The sequence below is a fragment of the Streptomyces sp. LUP47B genome, assembly GCF_001746295.1.
In the GTDB taxonomy this organism is placed as follows: Bacteria; Actinomycetota; Actinomycetes; order Streptomycetales; family Streptomycetaceae; genus Streptomyces.
Genome location: NZ_MJAH01000002.1, coordinates 501504 through 521009, shown reverse-complemented (window position 1 = coordinate 521009; position 19506 = coordinate 501504). Strand labels below are relative to the sequence as shown.

Below are 19506 nucleotides of genomic sequence, written 5' to 3'. Positions count from 1 at the left end.
ACTCGCAGACCGACTGAAGTGCCATACAACCGACTGCTACTGCTCGTAGTCGTCGCTGAGGAAGCTGCTGCGTGGAGCACACCACCGCCGGGTACAAGCGGTGGGGGTCCCTCCAGCGATTCACCCGACGGCGCGAGACCTACACCGAGACCCAACTCGCCATCGCCGGAGTCCTCTCCAACCGCTCCACCCGCACGGCGACCCACCGCAAGTTCAGCACCGAACTCGGGCTCGCCCGACAGGCCGCCTGCTGATCACCCAACAGCCGATGCGCCATGCCAGCGCGCCCCGAACCCAATCGCTCCCAAGGTCGCAAGCGTGCCGACGACTCCGGCCGTACGACGGCCATGCGCCGTAGTGAGATGTCGTCGGGTCGAGGCCCTCGGCGAGCTGCCAGAGCGCCTCGTACTGGCCTTCCGGTCAGCATGTCGCCTATGCACTGTGGTGCGAGTGTTGGGCGAAAACCGAAGCATTTCCGTGCCTGTAAGCGAGAGGCCCTATGGTCGTTCTCACGTGCCGCGAAGACATCAACTGCCAAGGGGGACCAGGTTGCAGGCCAAAGAGACGCTGTTCGCCGATCTCGTGCAGGGGAGGGCCCAGCAGTTCCAGGTGCCGCTCTACCAGCGGACCTACTCCTGGACGGATAAGCAGCTCAAACAGCTGTGGAGCGACATCCTGGAGCAGGCCCTGTTGATCGAGCGCGGGGAAACGGCGAACACGCACTTCCTGGGGTCCGTCGTCCTCGCGCCGTCGCCGCAGAACGATGCGACGTTCCCTCGCTGGCTTGTCGTCGACGGCCAGCAGAGGCTGACCACACTCTCCCTCGCCCTGGCCGCGATCCGCGATCACGTCAGGGACGCCCAACCGCGCGACGCCGAGCGCATCGACGAGCAATACCTGATCAACAAGTGGCAGAACGGCAGCGACCACTTCCGGCTGCTGCCGACCCAGGCGGACCGGTCGCAGTTCGCCGCGCACGTCCGCGGCCCGCTCACGGAACAGGCCGCCGGCGGCGGTGTCGCAGCTGCCTACACCTTCTTTCGCCGCAAGCTTGTCGAGGCAGCCGATCCCGCCGCCCCGCAGGATGTGTTCCGCATCGAGCAGGCCATCACCTCCCGGCTGACACTGGTTGCGGTAACCGCCGAACGCGGCGACAACGTGCACCGCATCTTCGAGTCCCTGAACAACACCGGACTCAAGCTCAGCCAGGCGGACCTGCTGCGCAACTACCTGTTCATGAAGCTGCCCACCCGCGGTGAGCAGGTCTACGAGGCCTACTGGCTGCCGCTGCAGGCCAGTCTGAGCAACGAAGAGCTGGAACAGCTCATGTGGCTCCAACTGGTCCTCGACGGCGATGACCGGGTACGCCGCCAGGACCTCTACGCAGCTCAGCAGTACCGCTTCGAGCACGGCAAGGCGAGCGAGGAGGACATCGAGGACTACATCAAGAAGTTGCACCGCAGCGCCGCTCTCTTCCGCCGCCTGCTGCACCCCGAGGAGGAGCCGGACCCATCGGTCCGCGCCCATCTGCACCGCTTGGACGCCTGGCAGGCCCAGGTCACCTATCCCCCGCTGATGCTGCTGCTCGACCGGCGCGAGCGGGGGGACCTGGACTCCTCGGACGCGGCCCGAGCGATGTCGTACATCGAGAGCTTCCTGGTACGCCGGATGATCTGCCGGGTGCCGCCCAACAACCTCAACAGGATCTTCCAGGCCGTGCCCGGGCAACTCCCTCTCGACGTGCCCGTCGCCGACGGACTGCACCAGTTGCTCTCCGCCGACAACCGGTTCTGGCCCACGGACGAGGAGCTCCGCGACAAGATCCGGAAGGCGCCCTTCTACCAGTTCGGACGGCCGCAGCAGCGCAAGATGGTGCTACAGCGGCTGGAGGAGAGCTACGAGCATCCGGAACCGGTGGACTTCGCCGCCGCGCAGCTCACCATCGAGCACGTCATGCCGCAGTCGCCCGGCGACGAGTGGCTACAGATGCTGGGCGAGGATGTGGCCGCCGGAGAGCGCGTGGAGGACCTGCACTCCGGGCTGCAGCACACCCTCGGCAACCTGACGCTCACCGCGGTCAACTCGGAGCTGTCGAACCACCCCTTCGAGCGCAAACAGGGCCTGCTCCAAGGCAGCCACCTGGAGATGAACCGCCGCATCGCCGCCACCGAACGGTGGGGCGCGAAGGAGATCCTCGCGCGCGCCGACGAACTCACTGACCGCGCGGTCGCGTTGTGGCCGGCCCCCCTGCGCGGAGTCGGCCGCGCGGAGCGCAGCCGGGACTGGCACCTGGCACACCAGGTGCTCGCGGCGCTCCCCCACGGCATGTGGACGTCGTACGGGGATCTCGCCGCGTTCCTCGGCTCCGGAGCCCAGGCCGTGGGCAACCACCTGGCAGGAACACCGGGGGTGGCCAACGCGCACCGGGTGCTCACCTCCGAGGGCAGGGTCTCCGAAGGATTCCGCTGGACATCTGAGGATGAGGGCGGCGACGTCCGTTCCCGGCTGACCGCCGACGGCATCCGGTTCACGGCGACCGGATCCGCCGATCCGGTCCAGCGCCTCACCGCCGACGACCTCGCCCTGCTGGTGACTGAGGACGACGACCGGACTGAGGGCGAGGACACCGCACAGCGGACGCCGGGCGGCAGCCAGGGCGAGGAGACGCGCGCCGACCGGTTCTTCCGCCAGCTCGCGGCGGACGACTCCCCCGAGACGGTCGAAGCGGTACGCGCGCTCTTCGCCCACTGGGAGAAGCTCGGCGGCTGGATCGGGCACGGGGCGGGCCAGGTCATGACGAGCGCGTTCCTCATGCTCGGGGAGGCGGGCGCGCCAGGCCGCGGTATCTGGCCGCTCACGCTGTACCCGGGCGGTGGCCGGGGCGGCACGGCGGAGGTGGTCTTCCAGTACCTGGCCGCACGTGACCCGTTCACCGACCGAGCACTGCGCGCCGAACTCCTCACCCGCCTCAACGAATTGGAGGGCGTCGACATCCCGGAGGGCAAGCTGGAGCTGCGCCCCAACTTCCGTCTGTCAGTGCTGGAGAAGGACCGCAACCGCGAACTGCTCGCCGAGACGCTGACTTGGTTCCGGGGCCGCTGGGAGGAGCGGGGCACGGTCTGAGCGCACGGGCTCCCGCTCCTGGTCCTCGTCCGATCAGGAGCGGGCAACGACACGAAAACGGATGCGGACAGTCAGAGCAGGTCGGAGATCGTCCGGGAGCAGCCGGAAGTCGGGGCGACCGGTCAGCGGCCGCATCACGCGGTAATGCCGGTCCGTCGTGAACATGCCCGCCGTCCCGTAGCCGACCTCCAGCGCCACGTTCATGGCGTCCGCGAGCCCCGCCCCCCACCGCGTACATCCGCATGACCGCCATGGCACTACGCAGATGAGGGCGGCGGGAACCGTGAAGCGACACGCTCCGATGAAGTCCAGAGCGTTCAGCGAGGTCCGAGGCACGACGGTCCTCATGGTGCTCGAAACACAACCCGTTGGGCGAGGTTAGAGGGGTCCGCTACGCGGCCAAATGGCGGATTCCCGCCCGGCTCGGAGTCACCGTCGCAGCCTGGATGCCGGTGACCTCGACTGCCACGCCCCACGCCTCAAGGAGCTTGGCCGTCTGTACGAGGGTGATCTGCGAAAACGGGAAGAGCGTGTCGGCGGTGAGGTCGATTCCGTTCTTCAGCAGGATCGCGAAAGTGACCTTCGAAGGCCGGAAGCCTTCCGCCAGCACCCTGCCGGGCCGGGCCATGGCCACCTTGCGAGCGAACCCGTCCATGGCCTCCGGCGAGTGCAACAGGGTCTGCACGGCGACCACGGCCTGGCCGAACAGATGGCTCAGCGCGTCGGACCCCTTGGCCCGCTTCACCATGACCAGGACGTCGTCCGGGCTCAGCAGGTCGCAGATCTCCACGCCGTTGCCCCGGTGCAGCGCGGTCCGGACGTTGTCACGGTCGAAGCAGACGTACCCGGGCCGCAGGTCGGGCACCGACTCGTTGTACGTCCGCTCCGTGTCCCCGAGCACCCAGGCCGGAAGGTCGACCGAGGGCGTGCCGGTGATGAGCCGCTCGACCTGCGAACGGATCGCCGCCAGGTACGCCTCGCCGATCTCGTACCACTGCCCATCCAGCAGGAAGAACCGGTGGCCGCCGAGCGCCACCTCCGCCTCGATCCAGCGCAGCACGTACGACGTCCAGATGACGTCGTCCTTCGCAGCCCGGGAGTGCGAGTAGAGGGTGACTGTGCCGTCCCGGAGCGCGGCGAAGCGCGTTCCCGGCCTCTGCACGCGGGCCCGGTTGAGGACGTACTCCAGGCTGAAGTCGTCGGTGAGGTAGGCGTCCTTACTGTGCACCTTGATGGCGAACGCCTGGGCGGCGGCGTAGTCGTCCCAGTGGTCGGACGGGACGGCGACCGCGATACGTCCGTCCGCCTGCTCGCCGAGCATGCCGTCGAGCCGCTCCTCCAGCCGTGTGACGAGGTCGTCGTCCTTGACCGGGACGATGTGCTCGACGAATTCCAGTGCCGGGCTCGGGGTCTCGTCCCGGAGGACACAGGCGATGGCCCGGATGTCCGCGACCAGGTCCGCGGCGTCGACGCCGAGCCGCATCCGCAGCCCGGTACCGCCCTCGACGCTGGAGATCTTCGTACGGTCGTCCAGGCCGATCGTGAGCCGCATCCCGTCCAGCCGGCCGCCCAGCCGACGCACGATCTGCGCGTGCTCCTGGACGCCCAGGCTCCAGACCGGGGTGCCGCCGGGCACAAGGGTGATGTCGGTCCGTCCGCCGCCCGGCGTATGGGCGACCAGGTCACGGATCTGGGCGGGGTCCACTCTGCGGATCACGAACCTCAGTCCGAACCGCCGGTCCTTGACGCGATCGGGCACCAGGCGGAATCCCTGGTCGTAGCCGATGGCGTACACCTCGCCGTCGACCGCGAGCATCAGCAGCCCGGCCGACCGGTTCACCGGCCGCGACACCTCGCATCCGGTCGTGCGGTTGATCTCGCCGCACCAACTCGCGACCGGCTGCTCGAAGCTGCCCGTGACCAGCAGCGCCGGAATCCCCAGCCGCTCCTCCGGGAACTGCAGTTCCGCGTCGACGGCTTCGAGTTGCTCAGGGGAAAGAACGTCGAACATCGCGTCGACCGTGGGAGCGACACCCGTGAGCCGGTACAGGGTGCGCTTGGAGGTACTGGTTGCCATGGCGCCGCTCCATCCAAAGGAGTTGTGGGCAGGGGGAGGCCTGGGAGTCCCGAGGAAGGCGGGAGGCCGAGTGAAAGCACACCCAGTACATCTCCAACTGAAAGCACTGTCAAACACTTTTCGTCAGTGAGGCGCTGGTATAGAGTGGGACCGTCCAGCCAGCCCGCCTCTACGTCACCGGCAGGAGCCCATGAACCAGCAGGCCAGTGCCCTCGTGACCGCCGCCGACATCTCCCGGCTGGCCGGGGTCACCCGCGCCACTGTGAGCAACTGGCGCCGTCGGCACCCGGATTTTCCCGCCCCGGCCGGAGGCACGGACACCAGCCCCACCTACGACGTCAACGCCGTACGCGCCTGGCTCTCCGCCCGGGGCCAACTCCCCGACGACACACCGGCGGACGAACTCCGCACCGCGCTGCGCAGCCACCCCGGCGGTGGCGAACTGGCCCTGCGCCTGCTCCCCGCGCTGCTCGCAGTCGCCCGACTGGACCGGAGAAAGCGCGATGCTCTCGCCGAACTACCCGACGACGCGCTGCTGCGATGGGCCCGGTCGGCCACGGCCGACGAAGCGGATGACATTCCCGGAATCGACGGCCCTGCATACAGCACCGACATGGCCGGACCCCTGAGAGCCTTGGTGCGATGCGTCGTCGTGGATGGCGCCGAGGCCGCGACGGACGTTCTGGCCGAACGCCTGCTTGAGGACACCGGGGGCACCGGCACCTACCGCACGCCACGCCCGTTGGCCGACCTCATGGCCCGACTTCTGACCGACAGCACGGGCGGCTTCCCCGTGAGCGTTCTCGACCCCGCGTGCGGCACCGGATCACTGCTCACCGCGGCGGCATCCGCAGGGGCGACCGAACTGCGCGGCCAGGACATCCTGATCGCCCAGGCCGCCCAGGCCGCCGTGCGGCTCCGGCTGAGCACCTCCGAGGCGGTGATCTCCGTACGTGCCGGGGACAGCCTGCGCTCCGACGCCTTCAAGGGCCTCACCACGTTCGCCGTCCTGTGCAATCCGCCGTACGGCGTCCGTGACTGGGGGCACGAGGATCTGGCGTACGACCAACGCTGGGCCTACGGTGTGCCGCCCAAGGGCGAGCCCGAACTCGCCTGGGTCCAGCACTCCCTGGCCCACCTTGCGCCCGGCGGCCGTTCCGTGCTCCTCATGCCGCCCGCCGTCGCGGAACGCACCGCCGGCCGGCGTATCCGGGCGCAGCTCGTACGTGACGGAGCCCTCCGCGCGGTCGTCTCACTTCCCCAGGGCGCGGCCACCCCGCTCCACGTCGGCCTGCACCTGTGGGTGCTCGAACGGCCCGATCCACAGGCCGAACCTCCGGGGACGGTCCTGCTCGTCGATGCCGCCGCTTCCAAGAACCGGGATCTCGACTGGGCCGCCATCGACGACACCGTGCTCTCGGCGTGGCGGCTGTACCTCGCCGACCGGGACGGCTTCACCGGAACCCCGGGCATTGCCAGTGCCGTGCCGATCACGGACCTCCTCAACGAGGCCGTCGACCTGACCCCGGCCCGCCACATTCGAACGGCTTCCCGGCAAGCTCTGCGCCCCGCCCTACTGGCCCAACAGGCATCGGAGCTGTACGACCAACTCCACCAAGCAGCAAGGGACCTGACCGCCCTCAGCGCCGAAGGCGACTGGCCACCGGCCGACGACCGCCCCCGCGACTGGCGCACAGCGACGGTCGCGGATCTGCTGCGCGGCGGCGCTCTCAGTCTGCTTCGCACCGCGCCCGCGGGCCGCCGGACTCGTAGCGGCGAACTGCTACCGCAGCCCGAACCAGAACTCGGCGGACGACCGACACTCACGGCAACCGACGTCGTGAAGCACCGACCCGCCTCCGGAACGGAGGACCTTCCCACCGGCGCCGCCCTCCCCTTGATCCAGGGAAGTGACGTGCTGCTCACAGAGACGCTCCGCGTGGGGCACAGCCCCGTGGCCCGGGTCGTCGAGCCGGGCGAGACAGGCTGCTTCCTGGGGCCCCATCTGCTGCTCTTCCGTCCTGATCAGCGTCGGCTCGACCCCTGGTTCCTGGCCGGGTTCCTCGCAGCGGAGCAGAACGTCAACGCTGCAGCCACCGGCACATCCATCATTCGGGTGGACCCCCGACGACTCCGTATTCCTTTGCTCCCACTCGCCGAACAGCAGCGCTACGGCGCCGCGTTCCGCCACCTGCACGAGCTGCGTACCGCCGCACGTCGTGCCGACCAGGCCGCCGAGGACGTCACACGTCTTCTCAGCATCGGCCTCACCGGCGGCGCGCTGTTGCCGCACGGTCACGGATCGGCGTGAAACCTGCGGCCCGGCACCGCGAACGGCCAGACTTGACCTCTCCGTCCCTCGGGGACGGCGAAACTCCGGAAGGACAGTGTTGAACAGCAGTAAGCACACGGAACTGGCGAACCACGCATGGTCGGTAGCCGACCTCCTGCGCGGCGACTACAAGCAGTCCGACTACGGCAAGGTGATCCTGCCGTTCACCGTGCTGCGGCGCCTGGAGTGCGTCCTCGCCCCGACTAAGGACAAGGTCCTAGAGGTCGCCGCCCGCTACGACGGCCAGGACATCAACCCCGACCGCTTCCTGCGCAAGGCGTCCGGCCACAGTTTCTACAACACCAGCACCTACACGCTGAAGGCCATCGCGGGCGACGCCTCGCACGCGGCGAAGTACCTCAACCAGTACTACGGCGCCTTCTCCCCCAACGCGCGGGAGGTCCTGGAGCGGTACGACTTCGCCCAGCAGATCAAACGGCTGGACGCGGCGGACCTGCTCTACCAGGTGGTCGGGCGGTTCGCCGACCTGGACCTGCGGCCGGTGAAGAGGGACGAAGACGGCAATGTCGTGCTCGGCGAGGACGGCAAGCCGGTCGAGATCGTCACCAACCACCAGATGGGCTACATCTTCGAGGAGCTGATCCGGCGCTTCGCCGAGCAGTCCAACGAGACGGCTGGAGAGCACTTCACGCCGCGGGAAGTCATCCGGCTGATGGTCAACCTGCTCGTCGCACCGGACAGCGATGCCCTCGCCCTGCCGGGCACCGTCCGCACGGTCATGGACCCGGCCTGCGGCACAGGCGGCATGCTCAGCGCGGCCGAAGAGCACATCACAGCTCACAACCCGGACGCCACCGTCAAGGTCTTCGGTCAGGAACTCAACCCCGAGTCCTGGGCCATCTGCCGGTCAGACATGATGATCAAGGGCCAGGACCCGGAGAACATCAAGTTCGGCAACTCCTTCAGCGACGACGGCCACGCCGGAGCCACCTTCGACTACCTGCTGGCCAACCCGCCGTTCGGCGTGGAGTGGAAGAAGGTCAAGGACGCGGTCGAGTACGAACACGAACACCTCGGTGAGAGCGGGCGGTTCGGGGCCGGCCTGCCGCGTATCAACGATGGCTCGCTGCTCTTCCTCCAGCACATGATCTCGAAGATGAAGCCGGTGGACGCGTCGGGGGCGGGCGGCAGCCGGATCGCGATCGTCTTCAACGGCTCCCCGCTGTTCACGGGGGCGGCGGAGTCAGGTGAGTCCAAGATCCGTCAGTGGATCCTGGAGAACGACTGGCTGGAGGGCATCGTCGCCCTGCCCGACCAGCTCTTCTACAACACCGGTATCTCCACGTACTTCTGGGTGCTCAGCAATCGCAAGGCCAGGGACCGGCGCGGCAAGGTCGTCCTGCTGGACGCGCGCGACTACTGGCGCAAGATGCGGAAGTCGCTCGGCGACAAGCGCAAGGAACTGGGCGAGCAGCACATCTCCGAGATCACCAGGCTCTACACGGAGGCGCTGGCGGTCCTCGACGCGGCGGAGAGGGGCGGCGGCCACGACCTGGCCGACCGGGCCGGGCAGATCAAGGTCTTCCGCAACGAGGACTTCGGGTATCACCGGATCACCGTCGAACGGCCGCTGAAGCTCCGTTTCGAGGTGACGGAGGAGACGCTGGTGGCCCTCACCGCGTCGAAGCCGATGGGAAGGGTCACAGACGTCGAGGCTTTCGCAGCGGCGCTGCGCCCGCTGGTCGGCAAGTCCTGGACGACGAAGTCCGACGCGTGGATCGACCTCAAGGACGCGGTCGTCGCGGCTGGCCTGCTGTGGCCGACGGGCGCGCCGTTCGGCAAGGCGCTGCGGGAGGCGGTGGGCGTCCGGGACCCGGGGGGCGAGGTACAGAAGGTCAAGGGCGAGCCGGAGCCTGATCCGGAGCTGCGGGACTACGAGAACGTGCCGCTGGAGGAGGACGTGGAGGAGTACTTGCGGCGGGAGGTGCTGCCGCATGTGCCGGACGCGTGGATCGACCATGGCAAGACGAAGGTGGGGTACGAGATTCCGTTCACGCGGCATTTCTACGTGTACAAGCCGCCGCGGCCGTTGGCGGAGATCGACGCGGAGTTGAAGGCTCTGGAGGGCGAGATTCAAGGGCTACTCGGAGAGGTAACTCAGTGAAAACACCTCTTGCCAATTGGTCCAATTCCCGCATCAAACACTTGGCTCAAGTCGATTACGGATTGGGCCAACCTCCCCGATTGAGCGAATCAGGCGTCCCCATTCTGCGAGCAACGAACATCAATCGGGGTAGCATTAGCGAGGCTGGATTGATCTACGCCTCGCTGAGGGACCTTCCTTTGGATCGCGCCCCCCTGCTTAAATCGGGCGAGATCCTGGTTGTTCGAAGCGGCGCGTATACCGGTGACTCTGCCCTCATTACAGACGAGTGGGCAGGGAGCGCACCCGGGTACGATCTACGCATCACTCCGGAGCGCGTGGAACCTCGATATCTTGCTTATTGCCTACTGAGTTCCGTCGCGATGCAGCAAATGGACATCGCCAAGAATAGAGCAGCTCAGCCGCATCTCAACGCAGAAGAGTTGGGAGAAGTGACTGTCGATCTACCGGAGCAGTCTGAGCAGCGCCGCATCGCCGAGTTCCTCGACGCCGAGACCGCCCGCATGGACAGGTTGCGTTCAACCTTGGCTCGGTTCGATGGGGATGTGCACGAAAGAGAGCAAGCCGTACTGGCGCAAATGCTTCACCCGGGCACCGAAAAGCCCGGTGACAGCCTTCCCAATAGCTGGAAGTGGACGCCGCTGGCACACCTGACGGATCAATTCCGGCAAATTATGTACGGCATTGTCTTGCCTGGTCCTAACGTGACAGAGGGCGTTCCCATCATCAAGGGCGGCGACGTGGCAGCCGACAGGTTGTCGCTACGTACCCTGAATCGCACGACTCGAGAGATTGAGTCGGGCTACGCTCGCTCTCGCGTCAAGGGCGGCGACATTGTCATCGCCATCCGTGGAAGCGTAGGCGAGATCGCTGTAGTGCCGGATGAATTGACTGGCGCGAACCTGACGCAAGATGCGGCTCGGATTTCAGTTGCTTCTGAAGTCTCTGCCGATTGGCTACGCCTCGTCTTGGAGTCACCCGCAGTAGTTCATCAAATTAAGCAGCGAGTCACAGGGGCAACAATCAAGGGCATCAACATTTGGGACCTGAAGCGCGTTCTAGTACCGACCCCCAGCTTGGCAGAGCAAGCTTCCCTTGCCGCTTCCGTCAGTCGATCACTGGGTACACATGAGGCGCTCCGCTCGCGAGTTGCACGACACTCCGCTCTCCTCACTGAGCGGCGCCAAGCTCTGATCACCGCCGCCGTCACCGGCGAGATCGACGTGTCCACCGCCAGTGGACGAGGGATCGAGGAATGATCGCACCATGAGTCCCGCCGCGCCTCACCTCCCGATGCCGCTCATCACCCGTCTCCGCGTCGACAACTACAAGTCTATCGCCCATTGCGATGTGGCTCTCGGCCCGTTCACCGTGCTGCTCGGACTTAACGCCGCAGGCAAGTCGAACTTCCTGGACGCCTTGCGCTTCGTCCGCGACGCGCTGTTGGACGGTCCGGCCGAGGCTGTGGCGGCGCGTGGCGGGTGGGAGGAGGTTGTGCGCCGGGTACCTGAGCCGACGACCTCCTGCACGATCGGTCTGGAGTTTTACCTGCCAGCGTTCCCTCCCCATGACAGGAAACCATGGGTGGGATCGTACGAGATCACCTTCGCGCCGACGGCCGCCACCCGGTCGGGCCGAGACACAGGATCTGGAATCCGTATCCAGCGTGAGTTCTGCGAAATGCGCAGCCCTGGCGACCAGAGCGGGACTGACGCCGAGCGATTCGAGGTGCGAGACCGCCCCGAAACGGGACATCGTAAGAGTCGGTTGGAGCTTGCCCGAGTGGCTGACACAGAGCCGTTCTTCAAACTTCACGGGACTCTCGCGGATATGTTCTTCTACAGCCCTGACCTGTCCAGCCTCCGTGCGGCCCGCCCCAACACGCCAATCGCCGGGATGCTGAAGGAGGACGGTAGCGGCCTCGGCCCGGCACTGGCCGCGCTCGGGGAGCGGCAGCGGGAGCGCATCTCGCAATACCTCGGGGCGATCGTGCCCGGAGTCGTGGAGGTCGGCCCCACTGACCCCTCCGCCGACTACATCGCGGCGCGGATCAGCTTCGCCTCTAACGGCGACACCGAACCGCACATCTTCCGGGCCGAGTCCATGTCGGAAGGGACCATCCGAGCCATCGGTCTATTGACCGCACTCTTCCAGCACGACGCCCGCGACGGCTGGATTCCGCTCATCGCCGTCGAAGAGCCCGAACTCGCCCTGCACCCACTCGCGGCCGGGGCCCTCTACGACGCGCTCACGGAAGCCAGTGAGCACGTACAGGTCCTCGCGACCACACAGAGTGCGGAGCTGTTCGACCGTAAGGAAGCCGACCTGTCGGCAATCCGCGTGGTCGCCGCCGAGCACGGAGTGACGGTGATCGGCGAAGTCGACCCGGTGAGTCGGTCGATCGTGGCCGACGGCCTGGCCACCACGGCCGAGCTGCTGCGCTCCGACCAGCTACGCCCGGTCGTCCAGCCCCCAACCCAACCGGACGAGCCGCCGGAGGGTGAGGAGTGAACCAGCCGAGAGTCACGATCGCCTCCGTCGTGGAGGGCGAGGGCGAGATCAGCGCGTTGCCCGTACTCCTCCGGCGGCTGATGTACAAGGCGGAGATCTGGGACGCCGACATCCAGCCGCCCTTCTTGGTCGACCGTGGGCGGCTCGTCCGGGAGGGCGGGCTGGAAGCCGCCGTGGAGGCCCAGGCCCGACGCGTACCCGCCAACCAGCCGGGCGGCATCCTTGTCGTGATCGACGCCGACGACGACTGCCCGGCCAGCCTCGGGCCGTCGCTGCTCGCGAGGGCCGAAGCCACCCGCCCGGACCGCCGAACGGCCGTCGTGCTGGCCAACCGGGAGTTCGAGGCGTGGTTCCTCGCGTCAGCGCCCTCCCTCGGCGGCCGGGCGGGGCTCGCCGAGCACCTGAAGGTCCCGGCCGACAGCGAGACGCGACGCGACTGCAAGGGCTGGCTGACCCACCACCGGCGCGACGGGGTGCGGTACCGCCCTCGCGTGGACCAACCTGCACTGACCCAGGACATGGATCTCGACCTGGCCCGCGCCAACTCACCGTCCTTCGACAAGTTCTGCCGCGACATCACCTACCTAGTCACCGGAAAGCGGGGGGAATAACCGCTCATGTCCGTCCACGACGAAGCAGCATTCGGAAACGCCATAGTCGCCGCCCTGTTGGAGCGCGGTTGGACCGAGGGAAACAAGCAGCACTACCAACCCCAACTCGGCCTGGACACCGCCCAGCTCTTGGAGTTCATCGGCAAGACCCAAGCCGACGACTGGGCCGAACTGGTCGCCCTCTACGGCGGGGATCCCAACACCGCCCAGGCTGGGTTCGCCAAGCGCGTGGATCAGGCGATCGGAACCGACGGTGTTCTGGACGTACTTCGCAAGGGCGTGAAGGACCACGGAGTCCTGATCAGGCTCGCGTACTTCAAGCCGTCACTCGTTGCCTCGGACACCGTCCTGGACGACTATCGGGCGAACCGGCTGACCTTCGTCAAGGAGTTGCAGTACGCGGCGAAGCAGGCCAGCAAGGGCAACGAGCTGGACCTCACCCTGTTCCTCAACGGAATTCCGCTCGCCACCGCCGAGTTGAAGAACGCCCTCACACGGCAGGGGGCGGAGCACGCCAAGGAGCAGTACCGCCTCAAGCGGGACCCCACTGAGCTGATCTTCGCGCGCCGCGTCATCGCGAACTTCGCCATCGACACCGACGTGGTCTACGTCGCGCCCGAACTGCGCGGCAAGCTGACGCGGTTCCTGCCGTTCAACACGGGATCGGAGGGCCCGGGGAAGCCCGGCGGTGCCGGGAATCCTGCGCCCACCGTCCCCGGGACGTACGCGACCTCCTACCTCTGGGAGCAGATCTGGGAGCGGGACGCCTGGCTGGACCTGATCGAGCGGTTCGTGCACCTCAGCAAGGAGAAGGGCCCGGACGGGCGGACGCGCAAGAAGCTGATCTTCCCGCGCTACCACCAGTGGGACATCGTCAAGAAACTCGCCGGCCACGCGGCCCGCCACGGCGCCGGTCACAACTACCTGGGTATGGCCTCCGCCGGTTCCGGCAAGTCGAACACCATCGGGTGGCTGGCGCACCGCCTGTCGTCGCTGCATACGCCCACGGACCCCGCCGAGATCGACTCCGACGCCCTGGCCGCCGGACTCAAGCCCGGTGCGCCCGTCTTCGACAAGGTCGTGATCATCACTGACCGCCGCAATCTCGACGCCCAACTGCGCGAGACCGTCGGCAGTTTCGAGAAGACGGCTGGCCTAGTCGTGAAGATCGACGAGAAGCACGGCGCGAAGTCCGACCAACTCGCCAAGGCGCTGTCCCGCGAGACCGGGAAGATCATCACCGTCACACTGCACACCTTCCCGGCCCTGATCGACTACCTGCGCCGCAACCCGACCGAGATACAGGGCCACAACTTCGCGATCATCGTGGACGAGGCGCACTCCTCGCAGTCCGGCGACGCGGCAACGGCCGTACGCGCGGCCCTGCGTGACCTCGGCCTGGACTCGGACTCCGACGAGGCCGGGGCGACTGAGGTGGAAGCGGCGGCTGCCACCACCGATGCCAAGCTCATCCGCAAGGCCACCCAGCGCAGCAAGGCATCCAACCTCTCCTACTTCGCGTTCACGGCCACGCCCAAGGCCAAGACGCTCGAACTCTTCGGCACCCTGGACACCATCAACGGCAAGCCGACGTACGTCCCCTTCCACACGTACTCGATGCGCCAGGCCATCGAGGAAGGCTTCATCCTCGATCCCCTGCGCACCTACGTCACGTACGACACGTACTGGAAGCTGGTGAACAAGAACCCGGCCGAGCGCGAGGTGGACCCATCCAAGGCGAATCCCCTGCTCGCCCGGTACGCGCTCACGCACGACTCCACGGTGACGCAGCAGGCGCAGGTGATCGTCGAGCACTTCCGCACGCACACCACCGGACGGCTCGGCGGGCGTGCCAAGGCCATGGTGGTGACGGCATCCCGGCACAGCGCCGTGCAGATGGCCCGTGCCATCAGGAAGTACGTCGGCGACAACGCGTACGTCGACCCCGGCGTCCTAGTCGCGTTCTCCGGCAGCCTGACGTACGACGGCGAGGAGACCACCGAGCCGAAGGAGAACGGCGGCCTCGCCGAGTCCGCGCTGCCGAAGGCGTTCGCGTACACGCGCAAGGACGACAAGGCCGTGCGCACCGGCGGGAAGGCGACGCAGCGCGAGTACCGCATCCTGGTCGTCGCCGAGAAGTACCAGACCGGCTTCGACCAGCCGCTGCTCACCACGATGTACGTGAACAAGAAGCTCGCGGGCATCAGCGCCGTCCAGACCCTCTCCCGGCTGAACCGCACCGCCGACCGCAAGTCGCAGGCGGACCTGGCCGTACTGGACTTCGTCAACGACGCCGAGGACATCAAGGAGTCCTTCCGCCCGTACTTCGAGGAGGCGAATACCCTTCCCTCCGACCCCAACCTCCTCTACACCGCGCAGAGCCAGGTCATGCAGCCCGACATCCTCGTCGAGGAGGAGATGCGGGAGTTCGCGGACGCCTATCTGACGGCCGAGGAGAAGGCGGCGGGCTCGGTCGCCCGCTGGGAGAAGCTCCACGCGGAGCTGTACCGACATCTGGCCCCCGCCGTCAAACGGTTCACCGAGCTGCTGGACCGCAAGGACGAGGCGGGCGACCCCGACGAGGAAGCAGCCGAGGCCGCCGAGGAGTTCCGCGCGGATCTCAACGACTACGTACGGAAGTACGGCTTCCTCTCGCAGATCGTGCCCTACCGCGACGCCGACCTCGAATGTCTCTACCTCTACGGCCGCCACCTGCTCAACCGCCTGCCACGACGCGGGGACGGCGGCGTGGACATAGGGGACGTCGACCTCAGCCACCTGCGCATCCAGAAGACCGGCGAGCACGACCTCGCGCTGACCGCCGAGGGAGCGGCGGAGCTGCGCGGCTTCGGCGAAGGTGCGGGCGGGGCCAAGGAGCCGGAGAAGTCGCTGCTGTCGGAGCTGATCGAAAAGTTCAACGACAAGTACGGCACCAGCTTCACCGACCAGGACGTGATCACGCCCTGGTTGGAGGCGAACGCGGACCCGAAGGTGCGTGCCGCCGCCGTCAATGACGAGGAGAACTTCGGTCTCGTCTACGACGAGGTCTTCGAGGACAAGATGGCCGAACACATCGACACCATCGCCGACTTGGGACGGCAGTACTTCAGCCACGACGACAGCTTCAAGCAGTCGCTCAACCAGAGTGCGCGCCGGGCTGCCTGGCGAATGATCCGCCGGGAGGAGAACATCGAAGACGAAGCGGCCTGACCCGCCCGGCCTTCCGTCCCCTCCCTGCCGGCCACTCCCCCTGGTCAGCCTCCGTGGTGGAACGAGAGCCCCGCGATCACGGACGTTCCGCGCGTGGGGCGGGGCCGGACAGTCCAGGCGGTGGCGAGGCTCTCGACGAGGATCAGGCCCCGACCGCTCTCGGAGTCGGCGCCCGGGTGGGCCCGTGCGGGCTTTCCGGCACCCGGGTCGGAGACGGCCAGCCAGTAGTGCCCGTCGGCCGGCCAGAGAACGAGTTCGACGAGGTCCCCGTCCTTCCCGCAGGCGCCGTGCCGGATTGCGTTGGTGAGCAGCTCCGAGGTCAACAGGCCCAGGTCTTCGCCGAGTTGTGGACGGAGGACGTCCGGCAGCGACTCGGCGACGGCGTGCCGGGCACGCCGCACGGAGGCGGGATGGGCGGGGAAGCGCCAGTGGGCAGGGACGAGGGGGATCTCAGGCATGGCGAACTCCACGACTCTGTGAGGGGTTTGGGATCGCCGGTGGCCTACCGCCCTGGTCGCGGGCACACCCGCCCCAGGGCGGACGGGCATGCTCGCGCGGTGCGCTTCCGGCATTGCGGTGTGTAGCGTGCGCGATACTCACAGTAGAACAACGGGGGTACATGTGCTACCAAGTTCCGAAGGTCCGTTGGAACGTACTTCGCTTCGCGGCAAACTGAGCCGCACCCGACGAGAGGGAACACATGCCGCCGAGGAGCAATCCGACCGCACGCCAGCAGCGTCTGGGCGCAGAGCTTCGCAAGCTACGGGAAGGGGCGGGACTATCCACCGAACAGGCCGCCGTGCTGCTGGACACGAAACGGACCGTGATCACCAGCACCGAGGCGGGGCGCCACGGCGTCAGCCCGGAGCGTGTCCGGCGCATCGCCTTCCGGTATGAGTGCACCGACCAGGCCCTGGTGGATGCACTGGTCGCCATGTGCGGCGACCGCACGATCGGCTGGTGGGAGGAGTATCGCGACCTCCTGCCCGCGACCTTCTTGGACATCGCCGAGTTGGAGTGGCACGCCCAGGGCTTGCGCGTCAGCACGATGACGCACATGCCGGGACAGTTGCAGACCGAGGCATACGCGCAAGCTCTCTTCCAAGCTGCCATCCCGACGCTGCCCGCCGACGAGTTCGAGGCCAGAGTCGCCCACCGAGTGCAAAGACACCAGGTCATCGACAGGCCAGGGGCTCCGGACTACGTTCTGGTCATCCACGAAGCCGCCCTACGGATCGAAGTAGGTGGACGCGCGGTGCTGCGAAACCAGCTTGGTCACCTCATGGCAGCCGCAGACCGCGACAACGTCACAATCCAGGCCATCCCCTTCTCCGCGGGGGCGTTCCCCGGTTCGGGCCAGGCGATCCTGTACGCCCTCGGCCAGATGCCCCCGCTCGACACCGTGCAACTGGATCGCACCACGGCAGGAGAATTCCTTTATTCAGACGCCCATTTGTGCAAGTACCGTCTGCAACTCGACGAGATGCAGAGGATCGCGCTCAAGCCTGAGGAGACCCTCGATCTCATGCACACCATTTCCCAGAGCCTTTAGGAGAGTTGGTCATGTCTGACATCAGCTGGGAAGCCCCCTTCTGCCAGGATGCGAGCAACTGCTTCCGCCTCGGCAGCGACGCCGATGGCAACGGCTACATAGCCATCAATGGCCAAGAGGACCGATACCTCACCGACTCCCTCGAAGCCCTGCGCACCCTCATCACCGACATCAAAGCCGGCAAGGCCGACCACCTGCTGTAACTCCTGCCGCGCGCCTCGCCAATAGGTACGGTGTACAGCGATCGACTGACGTGGCATCAGGACGACGGGGGCGCAACGCGTGTCGCAGACAAGGAGAATCGGCGAGCAGGGCCGCTATGAGCTGATCGAGGAGATCGAGTCCGGCGGTATGGGCACGGTCTGGCGGGGCTACGACGCCGTTCTCGACCGAGAGATCGCGGTCAAGCTCATCCGGCCCGACGTCGTCGCATCTCCCGCGCAGGCGCAAGAGTTCGCCCGCCGCTTCGAACGCGAGGCGCGCGTCACCGCTCGGATCGGGCATCACGGGGTACCGCAGGTGTTCGACGCGGTACTCGACGAGGCGTCGTACGACCGGTTGTACCTGGTGATGGAGTACGTGCGCGGGATCTCCCTGCGCAGAGTGCTGGCCGGCTCGGAGGACGGAGCGGTGGCGCTGCTCCCTGTGAGCTGGGCCGCGTCGATCGCGGCACAGATCTGCACCGTCCTGTCGTACGCGCACGCCATCCCGGTCGTGCACCGCGACCTGAAGCCGGACAACCTCCTGATCGCCTCGGACGGCACGGTCAAGGTGCTGGATTTCGGCATCGCGAAGCTGCTGCACACGGACGTCACCCGGCTCACGGCCACCGGCAGCCGGATCGGGACCAGCCGGTACATGCCGCCCGAGCAGATCGACGGCGCGCAGATCACACCGCTGAGTGACCTTTACGCGCTCGGCTGCGTGCTGCACGAACTCCTCGCCGGAGAGCCTGTCTTCAGCGGCGACAACGACTACCAGCTCCTGCACCAGCACATGGACGTGCCGCCGAAGCCGCTGCGCACCCTGCGGCCCGAGGTGCCGGAGGGCCTGGAGGCGCTGGCCCTGGACCTGCTGGCCAAGGTGCCCGAGCAGCGTCCCACCGACGCGTACGCGGTGTACGAGCGTCTGTCGCCGCACCTGCCGCAGCCAGGGTCGGCGGCTGTCCCTGTGACGCTCACCGAGGCTGGCTCCCCTTCGGCGGTTCCCGACCCGACGGTGGTCTACCGACAGCCGAACGCACCCCTGCGGCGGACCACGCCGCCCACGCCCCCGCTCGGGCCGGTGGCTCCCGTACCGATCCCGGCGCGCGTTGACACCGCGCTGCGGGACGCGATCCGGGACGCCTACGCCCGGTCCGCTGACCTCGCCGAGAGCGGGCGGTTTGCCCAGGCCGCGGACGTCCTCAAGGCAGTGATCGCCACGGCGGCCACCACCCTTGGCGCACACAACCCCCGTGTGCTCGGTCTGCGACGGCAACGCGCGGCAGTCCTCATGGCCGGCGAGGACTTCCGGCGTGCCTTACCGGAGTTCGACGCTCTGGCCGCCGTCTACGCCCGTACGGCGGGACCATCCGACGAAAGCACGCTGGAGTGCCGTCGGCACGCCGCACACTGCCGGGCCAACCTCGGTGAGGCCACCGTCGCCCTGCGGGAGTTCCAGGAGGTCCTGGAAGTCGTGTCCGATGCGGCCGGGGATGCCTCTGAAACCGCTCTCGACTTGCGCCGCAGTATCGGCGTGCTCCTCTTCTCCGAAGGCCGCCGCACCGAGGCCGAGGGGGTTCTCGACGCCCTCCACGAGGACATGTGCGTCCTCCTCGGCGAGGACGACGAGGAGACCCGCGAGATCGGCGATCTTCTCGCCCGGCTGCGTGGCCCGGAGGGAACACGATCTTATTGACGCCCTGCCGGTACGGTGCACACGCCGTCAGGCCTCGTCCTCCGCCTCGGCCCCTTCGCTGTGGAG

Annotated in this window: 13 protein-coding genes; 11 read left to right on the top strand and 2 right to left on the bottom strand. The window is 67.3% G+C overall.

The window, feature by feature from the left end; translation table 11 throughout:
• The first annotated feature begins 71 nt into the window (after positions 1 to 71).
• Positions 72 to 254, top strand: a complete 183-nt coding sequence (locus BFN33_RS08930) for a hypothetical protein (RefSeq protein ID WP_069759360.1) — start codon at positions 72 to 74, stop codon at positions 252 to 254.
• Positions 255 to 549: 295 nt separating this feature from the next.
• On the top strand, positions 550 to 3123 hold the full coding sequence (locus tag BFN33_RS08925; RefSeq protein WP_069759359.1) for a DUF262 domain-containing protein: 2574 nt from the start codon (positions 550 to 552) through the stop codon (positions 3121 to 3123).
• A 391-nt stretch (positions 3124 to 3514) separates the two neighbouring features.
• Here the strand turns inward: BFN33_RS08925 and BFN33_RS08915 are convergent, their stop codons facing one another.
• Positions 3515 to 5200 carry a TIGR04141 family sporadically distributed protein gene (locus tag BFN33_RS08915; protein ID WP_069759357.1) on the bottom strand — a complete coding sequence of 562 codons (1686 nt, stop codon included), beginning with the start codon at positions 5198 to 5200 and terminating at the stop codon, positions 3515 to 3517.
• A 190-nt stretch (positions 5201 to 5390) separates the two neighbouring features.
• Here BFN33_RS08915 and BFN33_RS08910 point away from each other — a divergent pair, with 190 nt between their 5' ends.
• From BFN33_RS08910 to BFN33_RS08890, 6 genes are all read left to right on the top strand, one after another.
• Positions 5391 to 7511, top strand: a complete 2121-nt coding sequence (locus BFN33_RS08910) for an N-6 DNA methylase (protein WP_079140725.1) — start codon at positions 5391 to 5393, stop codon at positions 7509 to 7511.
• Positions 7512 to 7590: 79 nt separating this feature from the next.
• Positions 7591 to 9657 (top strand): class I SAM-dependent DNA methyltransferase, encoded by a 2067-nt coding sequence (locus BFN33_RS08905; RefSeq protein WP_069759356.1) that lies wholly within the window; start codon positions 7591 to 7593, stop codon positions 9655 to 9657.
• On the top strand, positions 9654 to 10916 hold the full coding sequence (locus tag BFN33_RS49580) for a restriction endonuclease subunit S (protein WP_079140724.1): 1263 nt from the start codon (positions 9654 to 9656) through the stop codon (positions 10914 to 10916). Before BFN33_RS08905 ends, BFN33_RS49580 begins: the two co-directional genes overlap by 4 nt.
• Before the next feature lie 7 nt (positions 10917 to 10923).
• The gene (locus BFN33_RS08900; RefSeq protein ID WP_069759355.1) at positions 10924 to 12168 is read left to right on the top strand and encodes an AAA family ATPase; all 1245 of its coding nucleotides are present in this window, start codon (positions 10924 to 10926) and stop codon (positions 12166 to 12168) included.
• Positions 12165 to 12779, top strand: a complete 615-nt coding sequence (locus tag BFN33_RS08895; RefSeq protein WP_069759354.1) for a DUF4276 family protein — start codon at positions 12165 to 12167, stop codon at positions 12777 to 12779. Before BFN33_RS08900 ends, BFN33_RS08895 begins: the two co-directional genes overlap by 4 nt.
• A 6-nt stretch (positions 12780 to 12785) precedes the next feature.
• Positions 12786 to 15989: a type I restriction endonuclease subunit R gene (locus tag BFN33_RS08890; RefSeq protein WP_069759353.1), complete on the top strand. Its 3204-nt coding sequence runs from the start codon at positions 12786 to 12788 to the stop codon at positions 15987 to 15989.
• A gap of 44 nt (positions 15990 to 16033) precedes the next feature.
• On the opposite strand, the gene BFN33_RS08885 is transcribed toward BFN33_RS08890, so the two are convergent.
• Complete coding sequence (locus BFN33_RS08885) at positions 16034 to 16447, bottom strand: ATP-binding protein (RefSeq protein ID WP_069759352.1); 414 nt, start codon at positions 16445 to 16447, stop codon at positions 16034 to 16036.
• Positions 16448 to 16689: 242 nt separating this feature from the next.
• Between BFN33_RS08885 and BFN33_RS08880 the strand changes: the two genes are divergently transcribed.
• From BFN33_RS08880 to BFN33_RS08870, 3 genes are all read left to right on the top strand, one after another.
• Positions 16690 to 17541, top strand: a complete 852-nt coding sequence (locus BFN33_RS08880; RefSeq protein WP_069759351.1) for a helix-turn-helix transcriptional regulator — start codon at positions 16690 to 16692, stop codon at positions 17539 to 17541.
• Between the two features lie 11 nt (positions 17542 to 17552).
• A complete protein-coding gene (locus BFN33_RS08875) occupies positions 17553 to 17744 on the top strand; it encodes a hypothetical protein (protein ID WP_069759350.1) in 192 nt (63 codons plus the stop codon).
• A gap of 79 nt (positions 17745 to 17823) precedes the next feature.
• Positions 17824 to 19440: a serine/threonine-protein kinase gene (locus tag BFN33_RS08870; protein ID WP_079140723.1), complete on the top strand. Its 1617-nt coding sequence runs from the start codon at positions 17824 to 17826 to the stop codon at positions 19438 to 19440.
• The last annotated feature ends 66 nt before the right edge of the window (positions 19441 to 19506 follow it).

Bases quoted from the DNA above. Each gene is read 5' to 3' on its own strand.
- BFN33_RS08915 (WP_069759357.1), bottom strand. From the start codon at position 5,200: ATGGCAACCAGTACCTCCAAGCGCACCCTGTACCGGCTCACGGGTGTC.
- BFN33_RS08910 (WP_079140725.1), top strand. From the start codon at position 5,391: ATGAACCAGCAGGCCAGTGCCCTCGTGACCGCCGCCGACATCTCCCGG.
- BFN33_RS08900 (WP_069759355.1), top strand. From the start codon at position 10,924: ATGAGTCCCGCCGCGCCTCACCTCCCGATGCCGCTCATCACCCGTCTC.
- BFN33_RS08890 (WP_069759353.1), top strand. From the start codon at position 12,786: ATGTCCGTCCACGACGAAGCAGCATTCGGAAACGCCATAGTCGCCGCC.
- BFN33_RS08885 (WP_069759352.1), bottom strand. From the start codon at position 16,447: ATGCCTGAGATCCCCCTCGTCCCTGCCCACTGGCGCTTCCCCGCCCAT.
- BFN33_RS08880 (WP_069759351.1), top strand. From the start codon at position 16,690: ATGCCGCCGAGGAGCAATCCGACCGCACGCCAGCAGCGTCTGGGCGCA.
- BFN33_RS08875 (WP_069759350.1), top strand. From the start codon at position 17,553: ATGTCTGACATCAGCTGGGAAGCCCCCTTCTGCCAGGATGCGAGCAAC.